21 protein-coding genes are annotated in these 17,307 nt (G+C 61.8%); 18 read left to right on the top strand and 3 right to left on the bottom strand.

The genetic code is table 11. The features are described 5' to 3' along the window. Position 1: 1 nt before the first annotated feature. Together napH and napG are read right to left on the bottom strand one after the other, a co-directional pair. Complete coding sequence (gene napH, locus W911_RS02475; protein WP_023785930.1) at positions 2-913, bottom strand: quinol dehydrogenase ferredoxin subunit NapH; 912 nt, start codon at positions 911-913, stop codon at positions 2-4. A 1-nt stretch (position 914) separates the two neighbouring features. Next, positions 915-1,700 (bottom strand): ferredoxin-type protein NapG, encoded by a 786-nt coding sequence (gene napG, locus W911_RS02480; RefSeq protein WP_023785931.1) that lies wholly within the window; start codon positions 1,698-1,700, stop codon positions 915-917. Between the two features lie 432 nt (positions 1,701-2,132). On the opposite strand from napG, the gene W911_RS02485 reads away from it, so the two are divergent. From W911_RS02485 to W911_RS02570, 18 genes are all read left to right on the top strand, one after another. Then, a complete protein-coding gene (locus W911_RS02485; protein WP_023785932.1) occupies positions 2,133-2,807 on the top strand; it encodes a response regulator in 675 nt (224 codons plus the stop codon). Next, positions 2,797-4,266, top strand: coding sequence for a sensor histidine kinase (locus W911_RS02490; RefSeq protein WP_023785933.1), 1,470 nt, complete (start codon positions 2,797-2,799; stop codon positions 4,264-4,266). Before W911_RS02485 ends, W911_RS02490 begins: the two co-directional genes overlap by 11 nt. A gap of 261 nt (positions 4,267-4,527) precedes the next feature. Next, positions 4,528-5,376, top strand: a complete 849-nt coding sequence (locus tag W911_RS02495) for a cytochrome c biogenesis protein CcdA (RefSeq protein ID WP_023785934.1) — start codon at positions 4,528-4,530, stop codon at positions 5,374-5,376. Positions 5,377-5,428: 52 nt separating this feature from the next. Then, complete coding sequence (gene mauB / locus W911_RS02500; protein ID WP_244438572.1) at positions 5,429-6,661, top strand: methylamine dehydrogenase (amicyanin) large subunit; 1,233 nt, start codon at positions 5,429-5,431, stop codon at positions 6,659-6,661. A gap of 36 nt (positions 6,662-6,697) precedes the next feature. Next, entirely contained in the window at positions 6,698-7,225 is a 528-nt protein-coding gene (locus tag W911_RS02505; RefSeq protein ID WP_244438574.1) for a MauE/DoxX family redox-associated membrane protein, read from the top strand. A gap of 15 nt (positions 7,226-7,240) precedes the next feature. Further along, positions 7,241-7,873: a methylamine dehydrogenase accessory protein MauD gene (mauD, locus tag W911_RS02510; protein WP_023785937.1), complete on the top strand. Its 633-nt coding sequence runs from the start codon at positions 7,241-7,243 to the stop codon at positions 7,871-7,873. Positions 7,874-7,913: 40 nt separating this feature from the next. Next, a complete protein-coding gene (mauA, locus tag W911_RS02515; RefSeq protein ID WP_023785938.1) occupies positions 7,914-8,465 on the top strand; it encodes a methylamine dehydrogenase (amicyanin) small subunit in 552 nt (183 codons plus the stop codon). A 76-nt stretch (positions 8,466-8,541) separates the two neighbouring features. Then, positions 8,542-8,913, top strand: a complete 372-nt coding sequence (locus W911_RS02520) for a plastocyanin/azurin family copper-binding protein (RefSeq protein WP_023785939.1) — start codon at positions 8,542-8,544, stop codon at positions 8,911-8,913. Between the two features lie 90 nt (positions 8,914-9,003). Further along, entirely contained in the window at positions 9,004-9,867 is an 864-nt protein-coding gene (locus W911_RS17100) for a methylamine utilization protein MauJ (protein WP_144083486.1), read from the top strand. Positions 9,868-9,876: 9 nt separating this feature from the next. After that, positions 9,877-10,959: a tryptophan tryptophylquinone biosynthesis enzyme MauG gene (mauG, locus tag W911_RS02530; protein ID WP_023785941.1), complete on the top strand. Its 1,083-nt coding sequence runs from the start codon at positions 9,877-9,879 to the stop codon at positions 10,957-10,959. Between the two features lie 23 nt (positions 10,960-10,982). Then, positions 10,983-11,339 (top strand): cupredoxin domain-containing protein, encoded by a 357-nt coding sequence (locus W911_RS02535; protein ID WP_244438576.1) that lies wholly within the window; start codon positions 10,983-10,985, stop codon positions 11,337-11,339. Positions 11,340-11,381: 42 nt separating this feature from the next. Further along, positions 11,382-11,591, top strand: a complete 210-nt coding sequence (tatA, locus tag W911_RS02540; protein ID WP_023785943.1) for a twin-arginine translocase TatA/TatE family subunit — start codon at positions 11,382-11,384, stop codon at positions 11,589-11,591. A 188-nt stretch (positions 11,592-11,779) separates the two neighbouring features. Continuing rightward, a complete protein-coding gene (locus W911_RS02545) occupies positions 11,780-12,076 on the top strand; it encodes a hypothetical protein (RefSeq protein WP_023785944.1) in 297 nt (98 codons plus the stop codon). 11 nt (positions 12,077-12,087) lie between these two features. Then, on the top strand, positions 12,088-12,498 hold the full coding sequence (locus tag W911_RS02550; RefSeq protein WP_023785945.1) for a hypothetical protein: 411 nt from the start codon (positions 12,088-12,090) through the stop codon (positions 12,496-12,498). Between the two features lie 12 nt (positions 12,499-12,510). After that, the gene (locus W911_RS02555) at positions 12,511-12,693 is read left to right on the top strand and encodes a hypothetical protein (protein ID WP_023785946.1); all 183 of its coding nucleotides are present in this window, start codon (positions 12,511-12,513) and stop codon (positions 12,691-12,693) included. Next, positions 12,693-14,081, top strand: coding sequence for an APC family permease (locus W911_RS02560; protein WP_023785947.1), 1,389 nt, complete (start codon positions 12,693-12,695; stop codon positions 14,079-14,081). Before W911_RS02555 ends, W911_RS02560 begins: the two co-directional genes overlap by 1 nt. 42 nt (positions 14,082-14,123) lie before the next feature. Next, the gene (locus W911_RS02565) at positions 14,124-14,810 is read left to right on the top strand and encodes a hypothetical protein (RefSeq protein ID WP_144083487.1); all 687 of its coding nucleotides are present in this window, start codon (positions 14,124-14,126) and stop codon (positions 14,808-14,810) included. Further along, positions 14,807-15,097 (top strand): hypothetical protein, encoded by a 291-nt coding sequence (locus W911_RS02570; protein ID WP_023785949.1) that lies wholly within the window; start codon positions 14,807-14,809, stop codon positions 15,095-15,097. Before W911_RS02565 ends, W911_RS02570 begins: the two co-directional genes overlap by 4 nt. A gap of 72 nt (positions 15,098-15,169) precedes the next feature. Here the strand turns inward: W911_RS02570 and W911_RS02575 are convergent, their stop codons facing one another. Then, a complete protein-coding gene (locus W911_RS02575; protein ID WP_158412822.1) occupies positions 15,170-17,290 on the bottom strand; it encodes a TonB-dependent receptor plug domain-containing protein in 2,121 nt (706 codons plus the stop codon). Positions 17,291-17,307 lie beyond the last annotated feature (17 nt).

A 17,307-nucleotide genomic window follows, 5' to 3' on the forward strand; every position in this document is an offset into this window, starting at 1 on the left:
ATCATTGGGCGGGTTGCGGCTCGATGAAGCGCTCGGGGGCGGCGTGGCGGCTGGACAGCCTCGTTCCGTATTCGAAGACGTCGATGTAGCAGGAATCGATGCACGCCGCGCAGTTCGTGCAATCTCCCGACACGATCAGATGCGTTCCTGTTCCCTTGAGGGCGGGCGTGATGACGTGCGGTTCGGGGCAGGCCTTGAAGCAGGCGCCGCAGTCCGTGCACGCCGTGCGGTTTATGGCGCTCACGCGCACGAGGCTGTGCTTTCCGATGAGCCCGTAGAACGCCCCGACGGGGCAGAGATGGCTGCACCAGCCGCGCCGCGTCACGAACAGATCGAGCATGAAGACGGCGGCGACGATGCCCCAGCCCGCGCCGATGCCGAAGATGATGCCGCGCTGGAGCGTGCTGACGGGGTTGAGGAACTCCCAGGCGATGGTGCCGGAGAGGAACGAGGCCAGGATCGCAGCTGCGATGATCCAGAGGCGCGTGCGCCGATCAAGCTTGCGGTCGCGCGTGAGGCCGAGCTTGTCGCGCAGCCAATGAGCGGTGTCGGTGACGACGTTGACCGGGCAGACCCAACTGCAATAGACGCGCCCGCCGACCAGAAAATAGAACGCGGTGATGGTTGCGACCCCGATGAGCGAGAGCAGGATCGGCCTGTGGCCCGCCGCCAGGGACTGGACGAAGATGAAGGGGTCGGCGAGGGGCAGGACGCCCAGGATCTCGCTGGAGGCGAAGTTGCCGCGCGCGATCCAGAGGCCGAGCCACGGGCCGGTGAGGAAGATCGCAAGCACGAGCGCCTGCGAGGCTCGCCGCGCCAGCCAGAAACGGTGGGCGTAGAGCCAGCCGCGCCGTTCAGCGGCGTAGGTGCGCGCGTCGGAGGTGAGCCATTCGACGGCAGCCTTGCGGTTCATGCTAGACGCCCCGCTTCAGCGAGCCATGCCCTGTCAGCCCGCGACCGGCGTTGTTGCGCCCCGCCTTGCCCTGACCGAGGGGACGCGGGAGCACACGGATGGCGGCTTCCTCCAGCACGCAGTGCTTCTCGCAGTGGCCGCAGCCGGTGCACTTGGTCGAATGCACGACCGGGATCACCATCTGGCGGCCCTTGATCGTCTGTTTTTCGAGCGTGATCGCTTCGTTCCGGATCGGGCAGACGCGATAGCAGATGGAGCAATGCATGCCCTTGTAGTTGAGGCAGGTCTCGTGATCGACGAGGACAGCAAGGCCCATGTCGGCGTGGCGAATGTTTGGGATTTCGGCATTCAGAGCGCCGGTCGGACACGCCTTGGCGCACGGGACGTCGTGGCACATGAAGCAGGGTGTCTCGCGGGCGACGAAGTAGGGCGTGCCGATGGCGGCGGAGTCGCCCAGCGTCGCGAGATGCAGCGTGTCGTAGGGGCAGGCGCGCACGCACAGACCGCAGCGGACGCAGGCGGAGAGGAATTCTTCTTCATCGATGGCGCCGGGAGGACGCAGAGCTTTGGCCTCGGTCGAGCGCGCCGTGCGGATGAACTGGTCGAGTGCGACCGCCGCGAGGCAGGCGACGCCGGCCGACTTGGCAGCGCCGCCGAGGAAGTCGCGGCGAGAGACGGCGGAGGACGAAGTTTTCTCGGCTTTTCGGGCAGGAGGCGCGCGTTCCGTTCCTGGACGCGCCGATTCGGCGGGTGCCGGGTGTTGGCCGATGGGGGAAGGGTTCTTCATCGGGTCACTCTGTTATTTTGCGATGCAAAAACCCCTTGAAAAGGGGTGCCATTTTGCGCCTTGCGAACGCGATGCGCTCAAAAACGGACGCGTAAAAGATTCACCGAATGGCGCGCACGGCGATGATCCAGTCTGCCAGATGTTGAGCCTTCGGCAACTGAGAGTGTTGCCTTACGCGAAATGTAAAGGAGGGCTCAGTTTCAGACAGGATTGCACGTCGCGGCCCCTCAGCCGTTGGCTTGGTGCTCGTCTTTCTTGTTCGATCTTGCTTGCTTTGAATGATATTTTGAAGATGCTTATTCGAAGCACGATTAGAGCGTCCGATCCGACGGGATCGGATCGGACACTCTAGATCTTTGATGAGACCGATGATTTACGCTTCGGACTGACAGGGTCCGAAGCGATCATGGTCTAGGGCGAGGCGCGAGCGCCATGAGAATTCTTCTGATCGAAGACGACGGCGAGACGGCTGCTTTCGTGGGAAGCGGGCTCCGTCAGGCGGGCCATACCGTGGACGTGGTGGAGAACGGCAAGGACGGCGTTCTGCTCGGGATTCAGGACGACTTCGATCTCGTCATTCTGGATCGCATGATCCCCGGGCTCGATGGCCTCTCCGTCGCGCGGACGCTTCGCAGCAGCGGGCAGTCCGTGCCCATCCTGTTTCTAACGGCGCTGGGCAGTATCAACGACCGGGTGCAGGGGCTCGATGTGGGCGGCGACGATTATGTGGTCAAGCCGTTCGCGTTTTCGGAGCTGCTCGCGCGGGTGAACGCGCTGGGGCGGCGCTCGCCGCTTCGGGACGAGCATGAGAAGCTTTGCGTTGGCGACCTCGAAATGGACGTGGTGCACCGGATCGTGACGCGCAACCACCAACAGATCAATCTCTTGCCGCGGGAATGCCTGCTGCTGGAGATCCTGCTCCGGAACAAAGGACGCGTCGTGTTGCGGACTATGCTTCTCGAACGCGTTTGGGGCTTCCGTTTCGAACCCAAGACGAGCGTAGTTGAGACATACATTTCCCGACTGAGGACAAAGGTCGACAAGCCGTTCAAAACGGCTCTTATCCACACGGTCAGGGGATGTGGCTATTCCATTTATGAAGCCTGACCTCGCGCTGACCCGTTTTCATGCTCACCTGATCGTGGCAACCAGCTGTCTGCTGGTTGTGGCGATGAGCTTTCTTTTTTCGCATTTTTTCATCGAGTCTCACGAGGATCTCGCGGCGCGTGTGCAAAAGCGCGTGGAAGACGTCGGGGCCTCGCTTGCCGACTACGAACGCAAGAACGGAACGGACGGACTGGTTCGCTTTGTGGAGGCGAGCGCGGCTTGGCACGATCCGGATGCACCGTTCGTTTCGATACGGAATGCGGCGGGCGAAGTCGTTCTCCACACATCGCGAGACGTTGCGCCGGATGCGGCATGGGGTGCTGCGGCGCTTTCCATCCGGTCCGGGGTTGCCGGGTGGGGACTATCGACGCGCTTCTTTCATGTGGCGTCTACCCGTCTCTCCCAAGGCGGCGAGCTTCTTGTCGGGCAAAGCGAGGTGAAGTCTGCGCAGGCCCGCGATTGGGCGGTCGGAGGGTTTGCGATGCTGACCTTCGCCGCGCTTGCCGTCATGTTTCTCGTGGGGATCTTGTTCTCGGGGCGCTCGCGCACGCGCGTCGAGGATATGACATCGACGCTCTTTTCCTTTGCGGCGGGCGAGATGGACCGGCGCGTGCCGATGTCGGGACAGGCCGATCGGCTGGCCGATCTCGCGTTTGCGATCAACGGGACGCTGGATTACGCACAGCGGCTGCTCTGGAACCTCAACTACATGTCGGCCGATATCGCTCACAACCTGAAGAAGCCGCTGACGCGTCTCCGGCAACGGCTGGAGGTGGTGAGCAAGTGCGAATTCGCGAACACGGATCTTTCGCGCAAGATCGACGAGGGTATCCAGGAGATCGACTCGCTCGTCGTGATTTTCGAGGCGCTGCTCAATATCGGTCAGCTTCAGTCGGGCGATCGGCGCTCGCGCTTCGTCTCCGTCGATATGCCCGCGCTGCTTGCGCATATTGCCGATATCTACGAGCCGATCGTCGCCGACCATGGGCACAAGCTCGAAGTCTGCATCGCGCGTCAGCACGTTCCGCCCGTGAGCGGCGACCGCGAGCTCCTGATGGAAATGATCATCAATTTCCTGGAAAACGCGATCCAGTATACGCCCGAGGGGACGACGATCACGATCAGTCTTCAGGAGCTTCGCACGGGCTTCGACGTGTCGATTAGCGACAACGGTCCGGGCGTTCCGGATGGCGAAATCAAGCACCTGTTCGAGCGCTTCTATCGCTTCGAGGGGACGCGCGCGAAGCCTGGTCACGGGCTCGGCATCCCGTTCGCGGTCGCGATTGCGGAGCTGCACGGCGCCTATGTCGAGATCGGCGACAACACGCCGGGCCTCAACGTCGTCGTGCATTTTCCGAACGACCCGTTCAGCCGCTCGCAGCTCGGCTTGAGGCTGCGCTCGGGCCTTCACATCACGTCGAAACCGCAGGTTCCGGCGCGGGTGTCCGAGCAAATTTGATTCCTGTCAAAATTGTAAGGGAGCTTCGAGGCGGGTGAAAGATTGCCCCCTCATGCTGCCCATATTGTCGCATCGACCTCCGTCCGATCCCTTCTCGTGATCGTGCGGCAGGGTTGATCGGCGGTCACGCTTTTCGCAAGCGGCTCGCGGGCTTTCCCGCGAGGCGGGCGGGGAAGTGTTGCGACTTCAAAACCGGCGATCAACGCCGGCACGATAAAACGACGACTAGGGATGTAACGTACTCGAAGGGGAGGCTATCGAATGGCCGAAACTTGGAACGGCCGCGCGCATTCCGCGCGTGAAGGCGTTGTCGATCATATCGACGACGCGACATCGTTTGCGCAGCCGTGGTCCGGCCTTGCGCGGTTTTCCCTTCTGGCCGTGAGCCTCCTTGCGGGCGCGGCCGGTGCGGCGGCGTTCGCCGCCGGTGTGCCGCTTCAGACGGCCATGCTCTGGATCCTGGTTTCGGCCGCGTTCGCGGGCGGACTTTTGTCGACGTGGTCTCCCTGCGGCTATTCGAGCGTCTGCCTGCTGCGCCCCAGCGGTGAGTATTCGCGTGCGTCCGTCATGGCCTGGATGCCGACCCTTATTGCGCACGCCGTCGGCTATGCGGCAGGCGCGCTGGTCCTCGGCGGTGCGCTGGGGCTTGCCGGCTACGCGCTCGGGCTCGACGCCTATTTCGCTTATACCATTCCGGTGTTCGCCGTGCTGCTCGTCGCTTATGGCGCGCATCAGTTCGGCTTCCTCAACGTGCCTTATCCGCAGCGGCGCTGTCAGGTTCCGCACGACGCGCGTCAGCGTTTCCCGAAGTGGGTGATTGGCCTGCTGTACGGGTTCTCGCTGGGGCTCAACTACCTGACGTATGTCCAAACGCCCCTGCTCTATGCCGTGACGGGTGCCGCTCTTTTCTCGGGCTCGGTCACGTTCGCCATCGGCATCTTCCTGGTGTTCAACCTCGGCCGCTTTCTGCCGCTGGTCGTCAACGCGCTTCCGGTTACCGATCGCGCTGTGACGGCTTGGCTGGCTCGGCGGCAGGAGGCGGCGGCCATGACGGATGGCGCTCTGTTGGTTGCTGCCGGCGCGGCGATCCTGACGTTGCTCGTCGCTTAACGCTCACACGTCTCTTTTCACTAAAAACAATCGCGGCCTCATGGAGGAAACAATGACGCACGCCCATAATCCGTCGGAAATGCTGAAGAGGTATCGTGCTGCCCTGATCGGCGGTGTCGCGACGCTCGGCCTGCTTGCCGGCGGTGCAGCCTACGCGCAGGAAGGTCCTCGTGGTTCGGAGCTGCCGAAGCAGCTCGGTCAGGAAGCCACGTCGGATCTCGAAGACAATCCCGTCATTCTCTCGGCGCCGGAGCCCGATGCACGCCGCATCTACGTCACCGACCCCGCGCACTTTGCGGTCACGACGCAGCACTTCACGGTCGATGGCAACACCGGCAAGGTGCTCGGCATGGTGGACGGCGGATTCCTTGCGAACCCGTTCGCTTCGTCCGACGGCAGCTTCTTCGGTATCGCGAGCACGGTCTACTCGCGCGTGGCGAAGGGCCAGCGCGACGATTACATCGAGGTCTACGATTCCAAGACGCACGAAGTGATCGCGGACATCGACATTCCGGAGAGCCGGTTCCTCGTCGGAACGTATCCGTGGATGACGACGCTGACGCCGGACAGCAAGTCGCTGCTGTTCTATCAGTTCACGCCGTCGCCGCAGGTCGGCCTCGTCGACATCGAGAACAAGAAGTTCGTGCGCATGCTCGATGTGCCGGATTGCTATCACATCTTCCCGTCGGGCAACGACACGTTCTTCATGCATTGCCGCAGCGGCACCATGGCGAAGGTCACCTTCGACAAGGACGGCAAGGTTGAGGTCAAGGAGACGGAAGTCTTCCATGCCGAGGACGAGTACCTGATCAACACGCCTGCGTTCTCGCTCAAGGCCGGCCAGATCGTATGGCCGACGTACGAAGGCAAGATCTTCCTGGTCGACATCTCGTCGGGCGAAGCCAAGTTCGGCCAGCACTTCGACGTGTTCACGGAAGAAGAGAAGAAGGACAACTGGCGCGTCGGCGGCTGGCTGCCGGTGGCTTACCACCGCGGCACCAACGAGATCTATCTCCTTGGCGACCAGCGCGCGAAGTGGACGCACAAGTATTCGAGCCGCTTCGCCTTCGTTCACGATGCCAAGACCGGAAAGCGTATCCGCAAGATCGATTTCGGCCGCGACATCGACTCGATTGCGGTGAGCCAGGACGACAATCCCCAGCTCTACGCGCTCTCGACGGGCGAGAAGACGCTCTACATCCTCGACGCCGCGACGGGCAAGGAACAGCACTCCGTTCCCGAGCTCGGTCACGGGCCGCAGGTCATCATCGCTCACGACAACTGATCGAGGCCTCCCATGTGGCTCCTTTCCGATCCATTGGTGACGACCTTTCTTCGGTCGTTCCTCGCTCTCCTGTTCGCCGGCGCAGCTTTGTCCAAGCTGCGCCACCAGGAGGAGTTCGTGGGTGTGGTCCGCAATTTCCGGCTGATGCCGGAGGCGCTCGCCGCTCCAGTCGCTGCGGTTCTGCCGTGGCTGGAGCTGGCGGTCGCTGCGGGATTGCTGGTCGATCCAGCACTCCCGTATGCCGCCGCCGGGGCGAGCGGGCTGTTGATGCTCTTCGCAATCGCGATGGCCATCAACGTCGCTCGCGGACGCAAGGCCATCGACTGCGGGTGCTTCCGCACGGGCTACAAGCAGGCCCTTAGCTGGTTCCTCGTCCTGCGCAATGTTGTGCTGGCGGGCGGCGGGCTGGTTCTGCTCGGGCTCGTGGATGCTTCCCGCGCGGCAACCTGGGCCGACATTGCAACGGGCGTCTTTGCCGCCTCGGTCGCGATGCTTCTCTACATCACGTTCGGTCTTCTCGGTGGCGTCGCAGCCACCGCGCGGAACAACGCTCATCTCGCTTAGAAAAGGAAACGCGCAATGGCGATCGAATTCCTGATTGCGTCAAACGTTCTGCTCTGGCTCACGCTTATCGGTTGTGTGGTCGCCTTGTTCGGGATCACCAGGCAGGTCGGCATCCTGCACGAGCGTTCCGCACCCCTCGGCGCCATGATCACAGATCATGGTCCGGATATCGGAGACGCAGCACCCAAGTTCGAAGTGGTCGACTACTTCGGCAAGGCGCATCGTATCGGCGGCCCGCAGCCGCAGGAAACGCTGCTGATGTTCACGGCTCCGACGTGTCCGATCTGCGACAAGCTGCTGCCGATCATCAAATCGGTTTCCCGCGACGAGAACATCAACGTGTTCCTCGTCAGCGACGGACAGCCGGAAGACCACGCCCGTTTCCTCAAGAGCCACGATCTCGGGGACATCCCCTACATCGTTTCGGCGGAAGTCGGCATGCGCTTCCAGGTCGGAAAGATTCCCTACGGCGTCGTGATCGACAGCCACGGGAAGATCCGTGCAAAGGGCCTGACCAACACGAGGGAGCACCTCGAAAGCCTCGTCGAAGGCGCTCGCTCCGGTCATCACTCTTTGCAGGACTACATGAAGAAAACGGGCATCAGCTCAATTCATTCGAATGGCAACGGCTTCCACGCCGAGCACTGAGTCCGAAAAATCAAATGGATATGTCGAGGAGGAATACCCCATGCTAGAGAATACGAAATTCGATCAAATCCTGGAGAAGCTCTCGCGTACAGTTGCGGGGCGGACCAGCCGCCGTGGTTTCATCGGCCGCGTTGGGACCGTGCTTGCGGGTGCCGCGTTGGTGCCGCTCCTGCCCGTCGACCGCCGCGGACGCGTGAGCCGCGGCGCTCATGCGGCAGCCGGTACGCGCGAAGGCTGGAAGCCGCAGGATACCGACGTCACGCAGTGCGATTACTGGCGTCACTGCTCGATCGACGGCAACATCTGCGACTGCTGCGGCGGCTCGCTGACGAACTGTCCTCCGGGCACGCGGCTGTCTCCCAGCTCGTGGATCGCGAGCTGCTTCAACCCCGGCGACAACCAGAGCTATCTGATCGCCTATCGCGACTGCTGCGGTAAGAACGTCTGCGGACGTTGCGGCTGTCTCAACACGGAAGGCGAGTTGCCGGTCTACCGTCCGGAGTTCGCGAACGACATCATCTGGTGCTTCGGTGCCGAGGACGATGCCATGACCTACCACTGCACGATCTCGCCGATCGTCGGCAAAGCCTAACCTCTCCCAAGTCCAAATTGGGCAGCGATGATGCGATCATTGCTGCCCCTTTTTGATCGAAAGGTGTGAGATCCGTATGAAAATCGTCAGTGCTGTTGTTGCTGCTTTGATTGTCTTGTCCGCGGGGTTCGACGTCGCCCGTGCCGCGGATCCGCTTGAGGTCGTGGCAAAGGACGCGCTCCCCGCGGACGTCGTCAAAGTCGATATCGCGAAGATGAAGTATGCCCCGGCGACGCTCGAAGTCGAGGCGGGCACGACCGTGGAATGGACCAACAGCGATGCTGTTCCCCATAACGTGCAGATTGGCACGCCGGCCAAGATCATGGGTGCGATGCTGCGCACCGGACAGACGATGGCCATCCGCTTCAACGAAGCCGGCGATTACAGCTACACGTGCACGCCGCATCCCTTCATGAAGGGTGGGGTGAAGGTGAAGCCCAAGGCGTGAGCATTCTCATCATCCCATCGAATAGGTGAGGCTGTGTGGATTCCCCATAATACTCTGTCGCCGCTGAAGGCCGAAACTCCGAAGGAGACCGTGACGGCTTCCGAGGAGGCTAAGGACGAGCGCTCGTTTGTGGTGGGCTTCATGCTTTGCAACACCTTGACGCGCGCTTGGGAGACGGACCTCGTCGTTTCCGCTTCGGACAGCGAACGCGACGTCGAGATCGACGGTGTGCGTTGCATTCTTCACGCTTCGGCAAACGAAGCCGGTAAGCTTCACGAGATCGTTTATGCCGTTCCGGCGACAGGCGCGACGGACGCGCTTTCTCTGGCCTTTCGCCACGCCGACGCCGAACTCAGCCGTATGGCCCTCCAATACGGGCGCAGCTTCGAAATCGCGGGCTGGCGCGTCGCCGATGTGGAGTACGGCGCGCGCTGGCGGTTTGTGCCGTTCCGGCCGAGTGCGCTCAAGACCGAGCCTGCTCTCGGCGCATTGTCTTCCGAATGGAGCAGCCTTCTCCGACTTTATCGGGAGGCCAGGAGCGCGACGAGCCCGACCTGGCGCCTGATCGCAGCGGGCGCTATTCTCGACGCGGCCGTTGCGGCACGTGCGCCCTTCGACGCGACAGGTCTCGATGTTGTGAACCATGCTCTGACGTTCGACATGCTTGCGCGAAGCGGGACTCTTACCACGCATCCGGAATTCAAGGGCGCGACGGTGCGTGCGCTGCACGATGTCGTCGAGCCGCTGCGAATGTCATTGTTATCGGAGCTGTCCCAGCTTGGCGCTGGTGCCGCTCGACGCGAGACCGGAGATTATCACGGGACGGTTTGCCTCACGGCCTTGGCCAATCTTGCGGATCTCGTCGCGCGCGATCTCGTGCTCATGCGCCTGCGCACCGAAGGAGACGTCCGCGATGCGGAGCGGGCAAGGGGCATGGAAACGGTGAGTGCGTAACGGATCGACATGACGGAAACCCGTTTCTTCATCCTTTTGGCTTTTGCAATCGTGCTGACCGTCGGTACGGCGGCGGGTGTCATGCCGCGCACGCCGCAAGGCCCGGCGTTGACGTCGGCCTTCGCAGGGCCCGTGTCGGCTGCGACCGGAGTGCACGTTTCCGAGGATCTCAAGGCGAAGTATCGCCGCCCCGAGGCTATTCCCGCGCCGCCATCCAATCCGTTGACGCCGGAAAAGGCCGAACTCGGCAAGACGCTGTTCTTCGATCCGCGGCTCTCGCGGACGGGGAGCGTTTCGTGCGCAAGCTGCCATCAGCCGGGATTCGATTGGGGCGACGGACTCAAGCGCGGCGTTGGGGTGACGGGCGTGCCGTTGCCGCGCAAGACGCCGACCGTTCTCAATGCGGCGTGGCTTTCCGCGCTGATGTGGGACGGCCGCGCCGGAACGCTGGAACAGCAGGCGGTGCTGCCGATCACGGCCGAGCACGAGATGGGGCTCGAACTCGAAGAGGCCGTGACGCGCGTCAACGCAATCGACGGATACGCGCCGCTTTTCGAAGCTGCCTATCCCGGCGAGGGCATCCGCGCGGAAACGCTTCTCGGCGCACTTGCGAGCTTCCAGCGCACGCTCGTGTCGGGCGAAGCACCGTTCGACAAGTGGATCGACGGGGACGAGGCCGCTATCTCGGAAGCTGCCAAGCGCGGGTTTCTCGTCTTCAACGAGGCGGGGCGTTGTGCCAAATGCCATTCGGGCTGGCGGCTCACGGACGACAGTTTCCATGACATCGGGCTTGAAAGCGAAGACATCGGGCGCGGGCAATTCGCGCCGCCCAGTGTCGTGATCATGCAGCACGCCTTCAAGACGCCGACGCTGCGGGATTTCCGCTTGTCAGGTCCCTATATGCACGACGGATCGATGGCTTCGCTCGACGAGGTGATCGAGCACTACGAGGACGGCGGAAAGAAACGGCCAAGCCTGTCGCCGGAAATGCAGGCCATCACGTTGAGCGCACAAGAGCGGGCGGATCTCATTGCCTATCTGAAGACGTTGCAAGGGCCGCCGCTTGACGTAAAGATGCCGCGGCTCCCCTGAAGGCGACAAAAGGTGACATGGTTATGAGACGTTGGATTGCAGCGCTTGCGATGAGTATTGCCGTAACGGCGCCGCTTCTTTCAAGCATAGCGTTGGCCGCCGAGCATACGGTGGTGTTGCACCACATGGAGCTCGATAAGATCGAGGGCGAGATGCGCGTCGGCGACGTCGTGACGTTCGATAACCGCTCCGACATGGCCCACAATCTCTACATCACTTATTCGGATGGGACGGTCGATAACCTCGACACCCAGGTTCCTGGGGTGAAGCGGAGCCTCACGCTTCGCGTTGCGGGGCCGACGGTGATCCGCTGCTGGATTCATCCGATCATTAAATCCGAGCTTGTCATTCTGGACGAAGAGGGCGACGCCGGGCGTTGATCCATCCGGCGCCGAGCATTCATTTCAACAGTGGAGGTCACCATGGGTCTCAGCGTCACGCATCTTCTTCTCGTGGTGGCCGTCGCGTTTCTCCTGTTCGGGCGCGGAAAGATTTCGGAGCTGATGGGGGACGTCGGCAAGGGCATCCGGAGCTTCAAGAAGGGGCTCGAAGAGGATGACGGCGCTGCGAAGGCCGATGTGGTGGCGGAGAGCGTGAAGCCAACAGCGCCGGGCCGGTCGGGTCTCGCGTGAGGCTCGTCGCTTTCTGCGAAGCGCAATAACGCGCTGCGGAGCGGTCGCGCGTAAGCGGCACAAACGGCTGTCGGGCTGGCGCGGATTTGCCTTGCCAAACGACGGCGCATGACAAAAAATTCCCCTGTATGAACATTATGCCCCGGGTGCAACGGCGGGGCCCACAGGACATCGCAAAGGGGAGCTTCATGCAGCAGCAGAAGCCGGCGGACGCGCGCGTGGAACGGATGTTCGCGGCCGATCGAAGATGGGCCATCGGCGCCGTGGTCGTGCTGTGGTGTCTCTATGCTTTCACCTACTGGGTGCTTCTGGTCAGCAAAGCGGAGGCGGGCGTTCTCATCGCGTTGGCGGTCGGCGGCGGGCTGGTTCTGTTGTTCAACACCGCTTCGATCGCAGCGATGATCATTCACTACACGCGCGACAAGGAGCATATCTACAAGCTAGATATTTATTATCTCGATGAGATGAAGCGCGCGAAGGGGTGAGGGCGGCAGTCATGGCGAGGAAGCGCTATCAGCCACCTGTTCAATCCTGGATCGGGCAGGTCTTCGATACGCTTTTCCTGCTTGTGCTCGTGCTCGCGTCCCTGTTTGCACCGGTGTACCTGGGTCTGGTGGGCAGCGGTAAGTACACGGTCGAGCTGAGCGATACGTCATGGGCCGGCATGAAGCAGAATGCGACGATGCAGGCCCAATGGGAGAAGCTGGGGTACACCGACGGGGCGGAGGCGAAAGACGGCAGACAGCCCGCCGCGCTGCTCATCGCCACCCGATTCAATTACAATTTCAGTTTTATAGAGCTTGGGATCAGCACCCTCGTCGTCATTGCGTATTTCATCATCGTCCTCCACTGGTCGAGAAAAGAGTATCGCGAGGTCATCGACGAACATTTCGACGATAGCGAATAGGGGGGCACGCGGGTGAATACGTTCGAACTCTTGGAATACGCCGCGTGGAGCCTTTCGGCATTTCTCGGTTTGTGGATGCTGGTCGACATGATCCGAACGGACAGGTCCTACGAAGAGGATCTTCTGACGTCGTCCAAGGAAGGTGAGATCGAACGGTCGCCCGTCACCGATCCAGAGCGGGAAAGAGATCGTTAGTGGCTCAGGCAACCGCTCGCCGCCGGCAGAAGCGCATCTCGCTGCTTCGCGTGCTTGGCCCTGGTCATGTGTGGGCGCTGGGTGTCGGGATCGTTCTCGTCGGCGAATACATGGGCTGGAGCTTTGCGGTCGGCAAGGGTGGCGCTATTGCCGCGCTCATCGCGTGCTGGTTTGCCGGCCTCCTTTATACGTGCGTTGCCATCATCGATTCGGAGGTGACCTCGACGGTTGCGGCCGCAGGCGGACAGTACGCGCAGGCCAAGCACATCATCGGGCCGCTGATGGCTTTTAACGTCGGTCTTTTTCTGGTTTTCGCCTACACGATGCTGGAGGCGGCGAACGCCATCACGCTCGGTCACCTTGTCCAGACCGTCGGCATCATGGCGGGTTTCGAGAATTCGAGCGACAAGCCGTTCGTCGTGCTCACGATCATGACGCTCGCCTGGCTCAATTATCGCGGCGTCTACACGACGCTGACGTTCAGCCTTGTCATCACGGCCATCGCCTTTATCGCAATTTGCGTGCTGTTCTTCGCGGTCCAGCCCTGGAGCGATGCCTACGTGCATCACGATCAGCTGCTGACCGAGCTTCCCTATGGCTGGCTCGGCGTGCTGGCAGCGTTGCATTTCGGAATGTGGTTCTATCTCGGTATCGAAGGAACCACGCAGGCTGCGGAGGAGGTGCGCTCGCCGGCGCGCGCTCTTCCGCTCGGCACCATGACGGGCATCATTACGCTTCTGATTGCGGCGACCATGACGTGGTACGTCTGCTCGGGCCTGATGCCGTGGGAGTATCTGGGGCAATCGGTGACGCCGCTGTTCGATGCGGCGCGTCTCACCAATTCGACGGTTCTGATGGTGTTGCTCTTCATCGGCACAATCTTCTCCGCACTGGCCTCCGCCAACTGCTGCATCAACGATGCGTCGCGCGCGTGGTTTTCCATGGGGCGCGATCATTATCTTCCCCAGGTGTTCGGCGCCGTGCATCCCAAGTATCGCACGCCCTATCGCTCGATCGTGTTTCTGGTGCCGGTGGCCCTGGTGTTCGCTTACTTCGCACCGCTGGATCAGGTGATTACGTTCTCGATCCTTTCGGGCCTGCTCGACTACACGTTCATGGCGATCAACGTGATCATGTTCCGGAAAAAATGGCCGCTGGGGTCGATTAAGCGGGGTTATGTCTATCCGTTCCACCCGCTGCCCGCGATCGTGCTGCTGATCCTATGCGCCGCGACGTACTTTGCGGTGTTTCTGGGCTACGGCACGCAGTTGATTGCGATGATGGTGTTCTACATTGTTGCTTCGCTGTGGTTTGCGCTGCATCGGTATAAGTTCGTGCGACGTGGGGAGCAGTTTACGATGCCTTGGCCGAAGCCTGTCGGGTATTGACGAGCGGGTGTCGCGCGAGAGTGAGAACTGGAGTTGGAGGCCGTGGAGTTGTCGCTTTCAGGCGTCGTTGTCGTCATCGCCGTGACGGCCATGCTCGGGTGGCTGGCTTTGCGACAGCATCGGCTGCAACTCGGCAAACGCCGTTCTCTTCTCGACGATTGTTCGAGGTTATTCGATGCGCAAACCGTGACATGGAGCGGAGACGGGTTTCCGCGCATCGAGGGCATGCAGGCGGGGCGCGCTATCGACGTTCGGCTGATCAGCGACGGGATGACGATCCGCCGCTTGCCGCAGCTTTGGCTCCAGGTGACGGAACTGGCGACACTCGAAGGTTTCTGCGGGTTCTCCATTCTCGTCCGGCCGTCAGGTTATGAGTTCTTCAGTCTTACGCCTCGCTTCCATTACGTGATCGACGTGCCGCCGTCGTTCCCGCGCGAGGTAATCGTTCGCGGCGAAGATGAGCGGTCTGCTGTAAATTTCGAAGCGCTTAGTGCGCTGCTCGCGTCCATTCTGGCGGACGCGCGTGTTAAGGAGATTGCGGTGACGCGGCGCGGTTTGCGCATTATCCGCCAGGCGGACGAAGGGCGCCGCGGAGAATACCTTCTGCTTCGTCAGGCGACCTTCGACGGCAGCGGTGTCTCTGCCGAGATGCTGGCCCACGTGCTTCGAGAACTCGATACTTTGCGTGTTGGAGCGGCGGCGGCGCACCAAGAGCCGGAGGCGGCATGACCTCGGATCGCCCGCCGGTGCATCCCTACATCGTTCTCGCGCTTGCCGTTCTTCTGCCGGGTGGGGGTCATGTCGCGTTGGGACTTCCGCAGCGCGGATTCGGCTTTGCGTTCTTTTCTCTGCTGCTCGCGTTGGCCTCCTGGCACACGACGACGCCCGATCATTCGTTCGTCGGGCGCTCGGCCGGGGGCCTGTTTGTGTGGGCGTTGTCCATCCCCGATGCCTATAGGATCGCGCGGCTTAGATACGAGATGTGGCGTCGAGGGAAAGCGCCGAGCGACGAATGAACGGCGCACGTAAAGCCGGACCGCTCTGCAAGAGCGGCCCGGTGTTTGCGAATATCTTTCGAGCGTTGCGATCTAGAATTTCACACGAGCGCTCACCTCGACGCTTCGTCCGATTCCCGGAAGCTCGTCGAACGATGAACGGTATTCTTCGTCGGTGAGGTTGTTGAGATGAACCGCGAACGTTGCGGATTCGTCTGCGGTGAGCGGACCGCCGAACGCGAAGTTCAATGTCGTCCATCCTGAGAGGGTGTCGGTATCGACGGCGGATGCCGTCTCGTTCCATGACGACAGCTTGACGCCGCTTGCCGTGCGCACGAACAGATCGGTCCAGAGATTGAACCCCGAGATCACGGTATCGTACCGCACGCCGATCCGGCCCGATAGCTCGGGCGTGTTGCTGTTGTAGGTGTCGAAGCGCTGGAATTCGAGTTTGCGCCGTGTCCATGCGCCGCTGACGTAAGGCGTGAACGCAGTGCCGGGAACAGCGTACTCGGCCATCAGCTCGATGCCGAAGGTCGTCGCGGCGTCGACGTTGTCATAAATGTATTCCGCGGCCAACGCCCCAGCCGGACACGCAGGTCCCGTTCCGCAGCGGACCGTCGTGATGTAGTCCTTTGCGGTCGTGTAGAAGCCGGCCAAGTCGAGTGCAAGGCCGTCTGCATTGTAGCGTGCGCCGATCTCGTAGCTGCGGGACGTTTCGGTATCGAGGTTGGGATTGCCGTAGGTGTTCGTACCGCGGCCCGCGGCGGTGTCGGTGAAGAGCTGAAGCAGCGTCGGCGTTATGTAGCCTTCCGCGTAGTGCGCGCGCAGGGTTGTGTCCTGGATGCCGGTGTAGACAAGGCTAGCCGAAGTTACGACCTGTCCTTCGCTGTTGCTCTGGGGCGTGCGCGTGGCGCTGGTGGTCTCGTCGAGTTCCGTTTCGATGTGGTGGTAGCGAATGCCGGTTGCGAGCTTGAAATCCTGTGCGAACGACCACGTGTTCTGGGCGAAGGCTGACGCGGTTCTTATGAAGGCCTTGTCGCGATCATCTCCAAGCGTTGGCGGCACAGGAAAGGGAAACCCCCTCGATATGGTCGAAGATGTTTTCGCCGTATCCAGACCGTCTGAAAGATAGTGGGCACCGACGATGGTTTCGTGGTCGGGATGGAACTGGAAGTCTGCCTGGATCGTGCCGCCGAAGTTCACGATCTGGTCGTCGGATGTGGACGTCACGGTCACGCTCCGATTGGGGGCCGCCGGTGTCGGCCTCATCACCACTTCGTTCATAAACAGGCGGTCAATCGTCTGGTAGAACGCATCGACGTGGACGTTGCGCAGAACGGGGCCGAGGTTCTTGCCGTCGTAGTAGACGCCGATCTTCTGACGGTCGCGCTGGGGCAAGTCGATGCGGAAATCCGTGATGGGAAAAACGAGGCTCTCAGGGTCCGTCCAGTTCTCTGTCGTGAGCCGGTTTTGCTCGACCTTGAGCGCGAGATAGTGATTGTTCGCAGCGCCGAACGTGTGTCCCAGATGCAGGTAGAGATCGTCGCTGTCGAACGAGGTGCCGTCGAGCCTGCCGGTGGACGTGTAACGGCCGCTCGGAACCTTGCGGTCCTCATGGTCGGCAAGCGTTCCGGAGATGCGATAGTCTAAGCTGTTGATCGTTCCCGATAGCGCAGCCCAGCCCTGCTTGCCCTTCGTTCCGGAATAGTAGGCGCCGCCCAGCTCCAGCTCGACGGGCTTCTCCGATCCGCGCTTGGTGATGATGTTGATCACGCCGCCGATGGCCTTGGCGCCGTAGAGAACGGACGCGGGGCCGCGCACGACGTCGATGCGCTCCACGTTGCTCGGATCGATCAGGATGGGTGTGCCGAACGTGCTGTGGTCGGTCATCTCCTGACCGTCGACGAGGATGGTCACGCGTGCCGAAGATTCGCCGCGGATGCGCAGGCGCTTCATGCCGGCTGCAGAGGAATCGACGACCTCGACGCCCGGAACGTCACGCAACATCTCGGCGATGCTCTCTGGCGCCCTGCGCTCAAGCTGCTGCTGGTCGATCACGGTTACGGAGGCGGGGTTGTCCTGCACGGAAACCTCGGTGCGCGTGCCGATCACGGTGATGCCGTCGAGCCAGACCGCGCCGTCCTGGGCGCGCGCGGGGGACGATGCCACAACGGCGGCGGACAGCATGAGGCCGAACGCCAGCCCCTTCATCCGGTAACGGTCTTTTG

Origin of the sequence: Hyphomicrobium nitrativorans NL23 (assembly GCF_000503895.1) — a bacterium.
GTDB lineage: Bacteria > Pseudomonadota > Alphaproteobacteria > Rhizobiales > Hyphomicrobiaceae > Hyphomicrobium_C > Hyphomicrobium_C nitrativorans.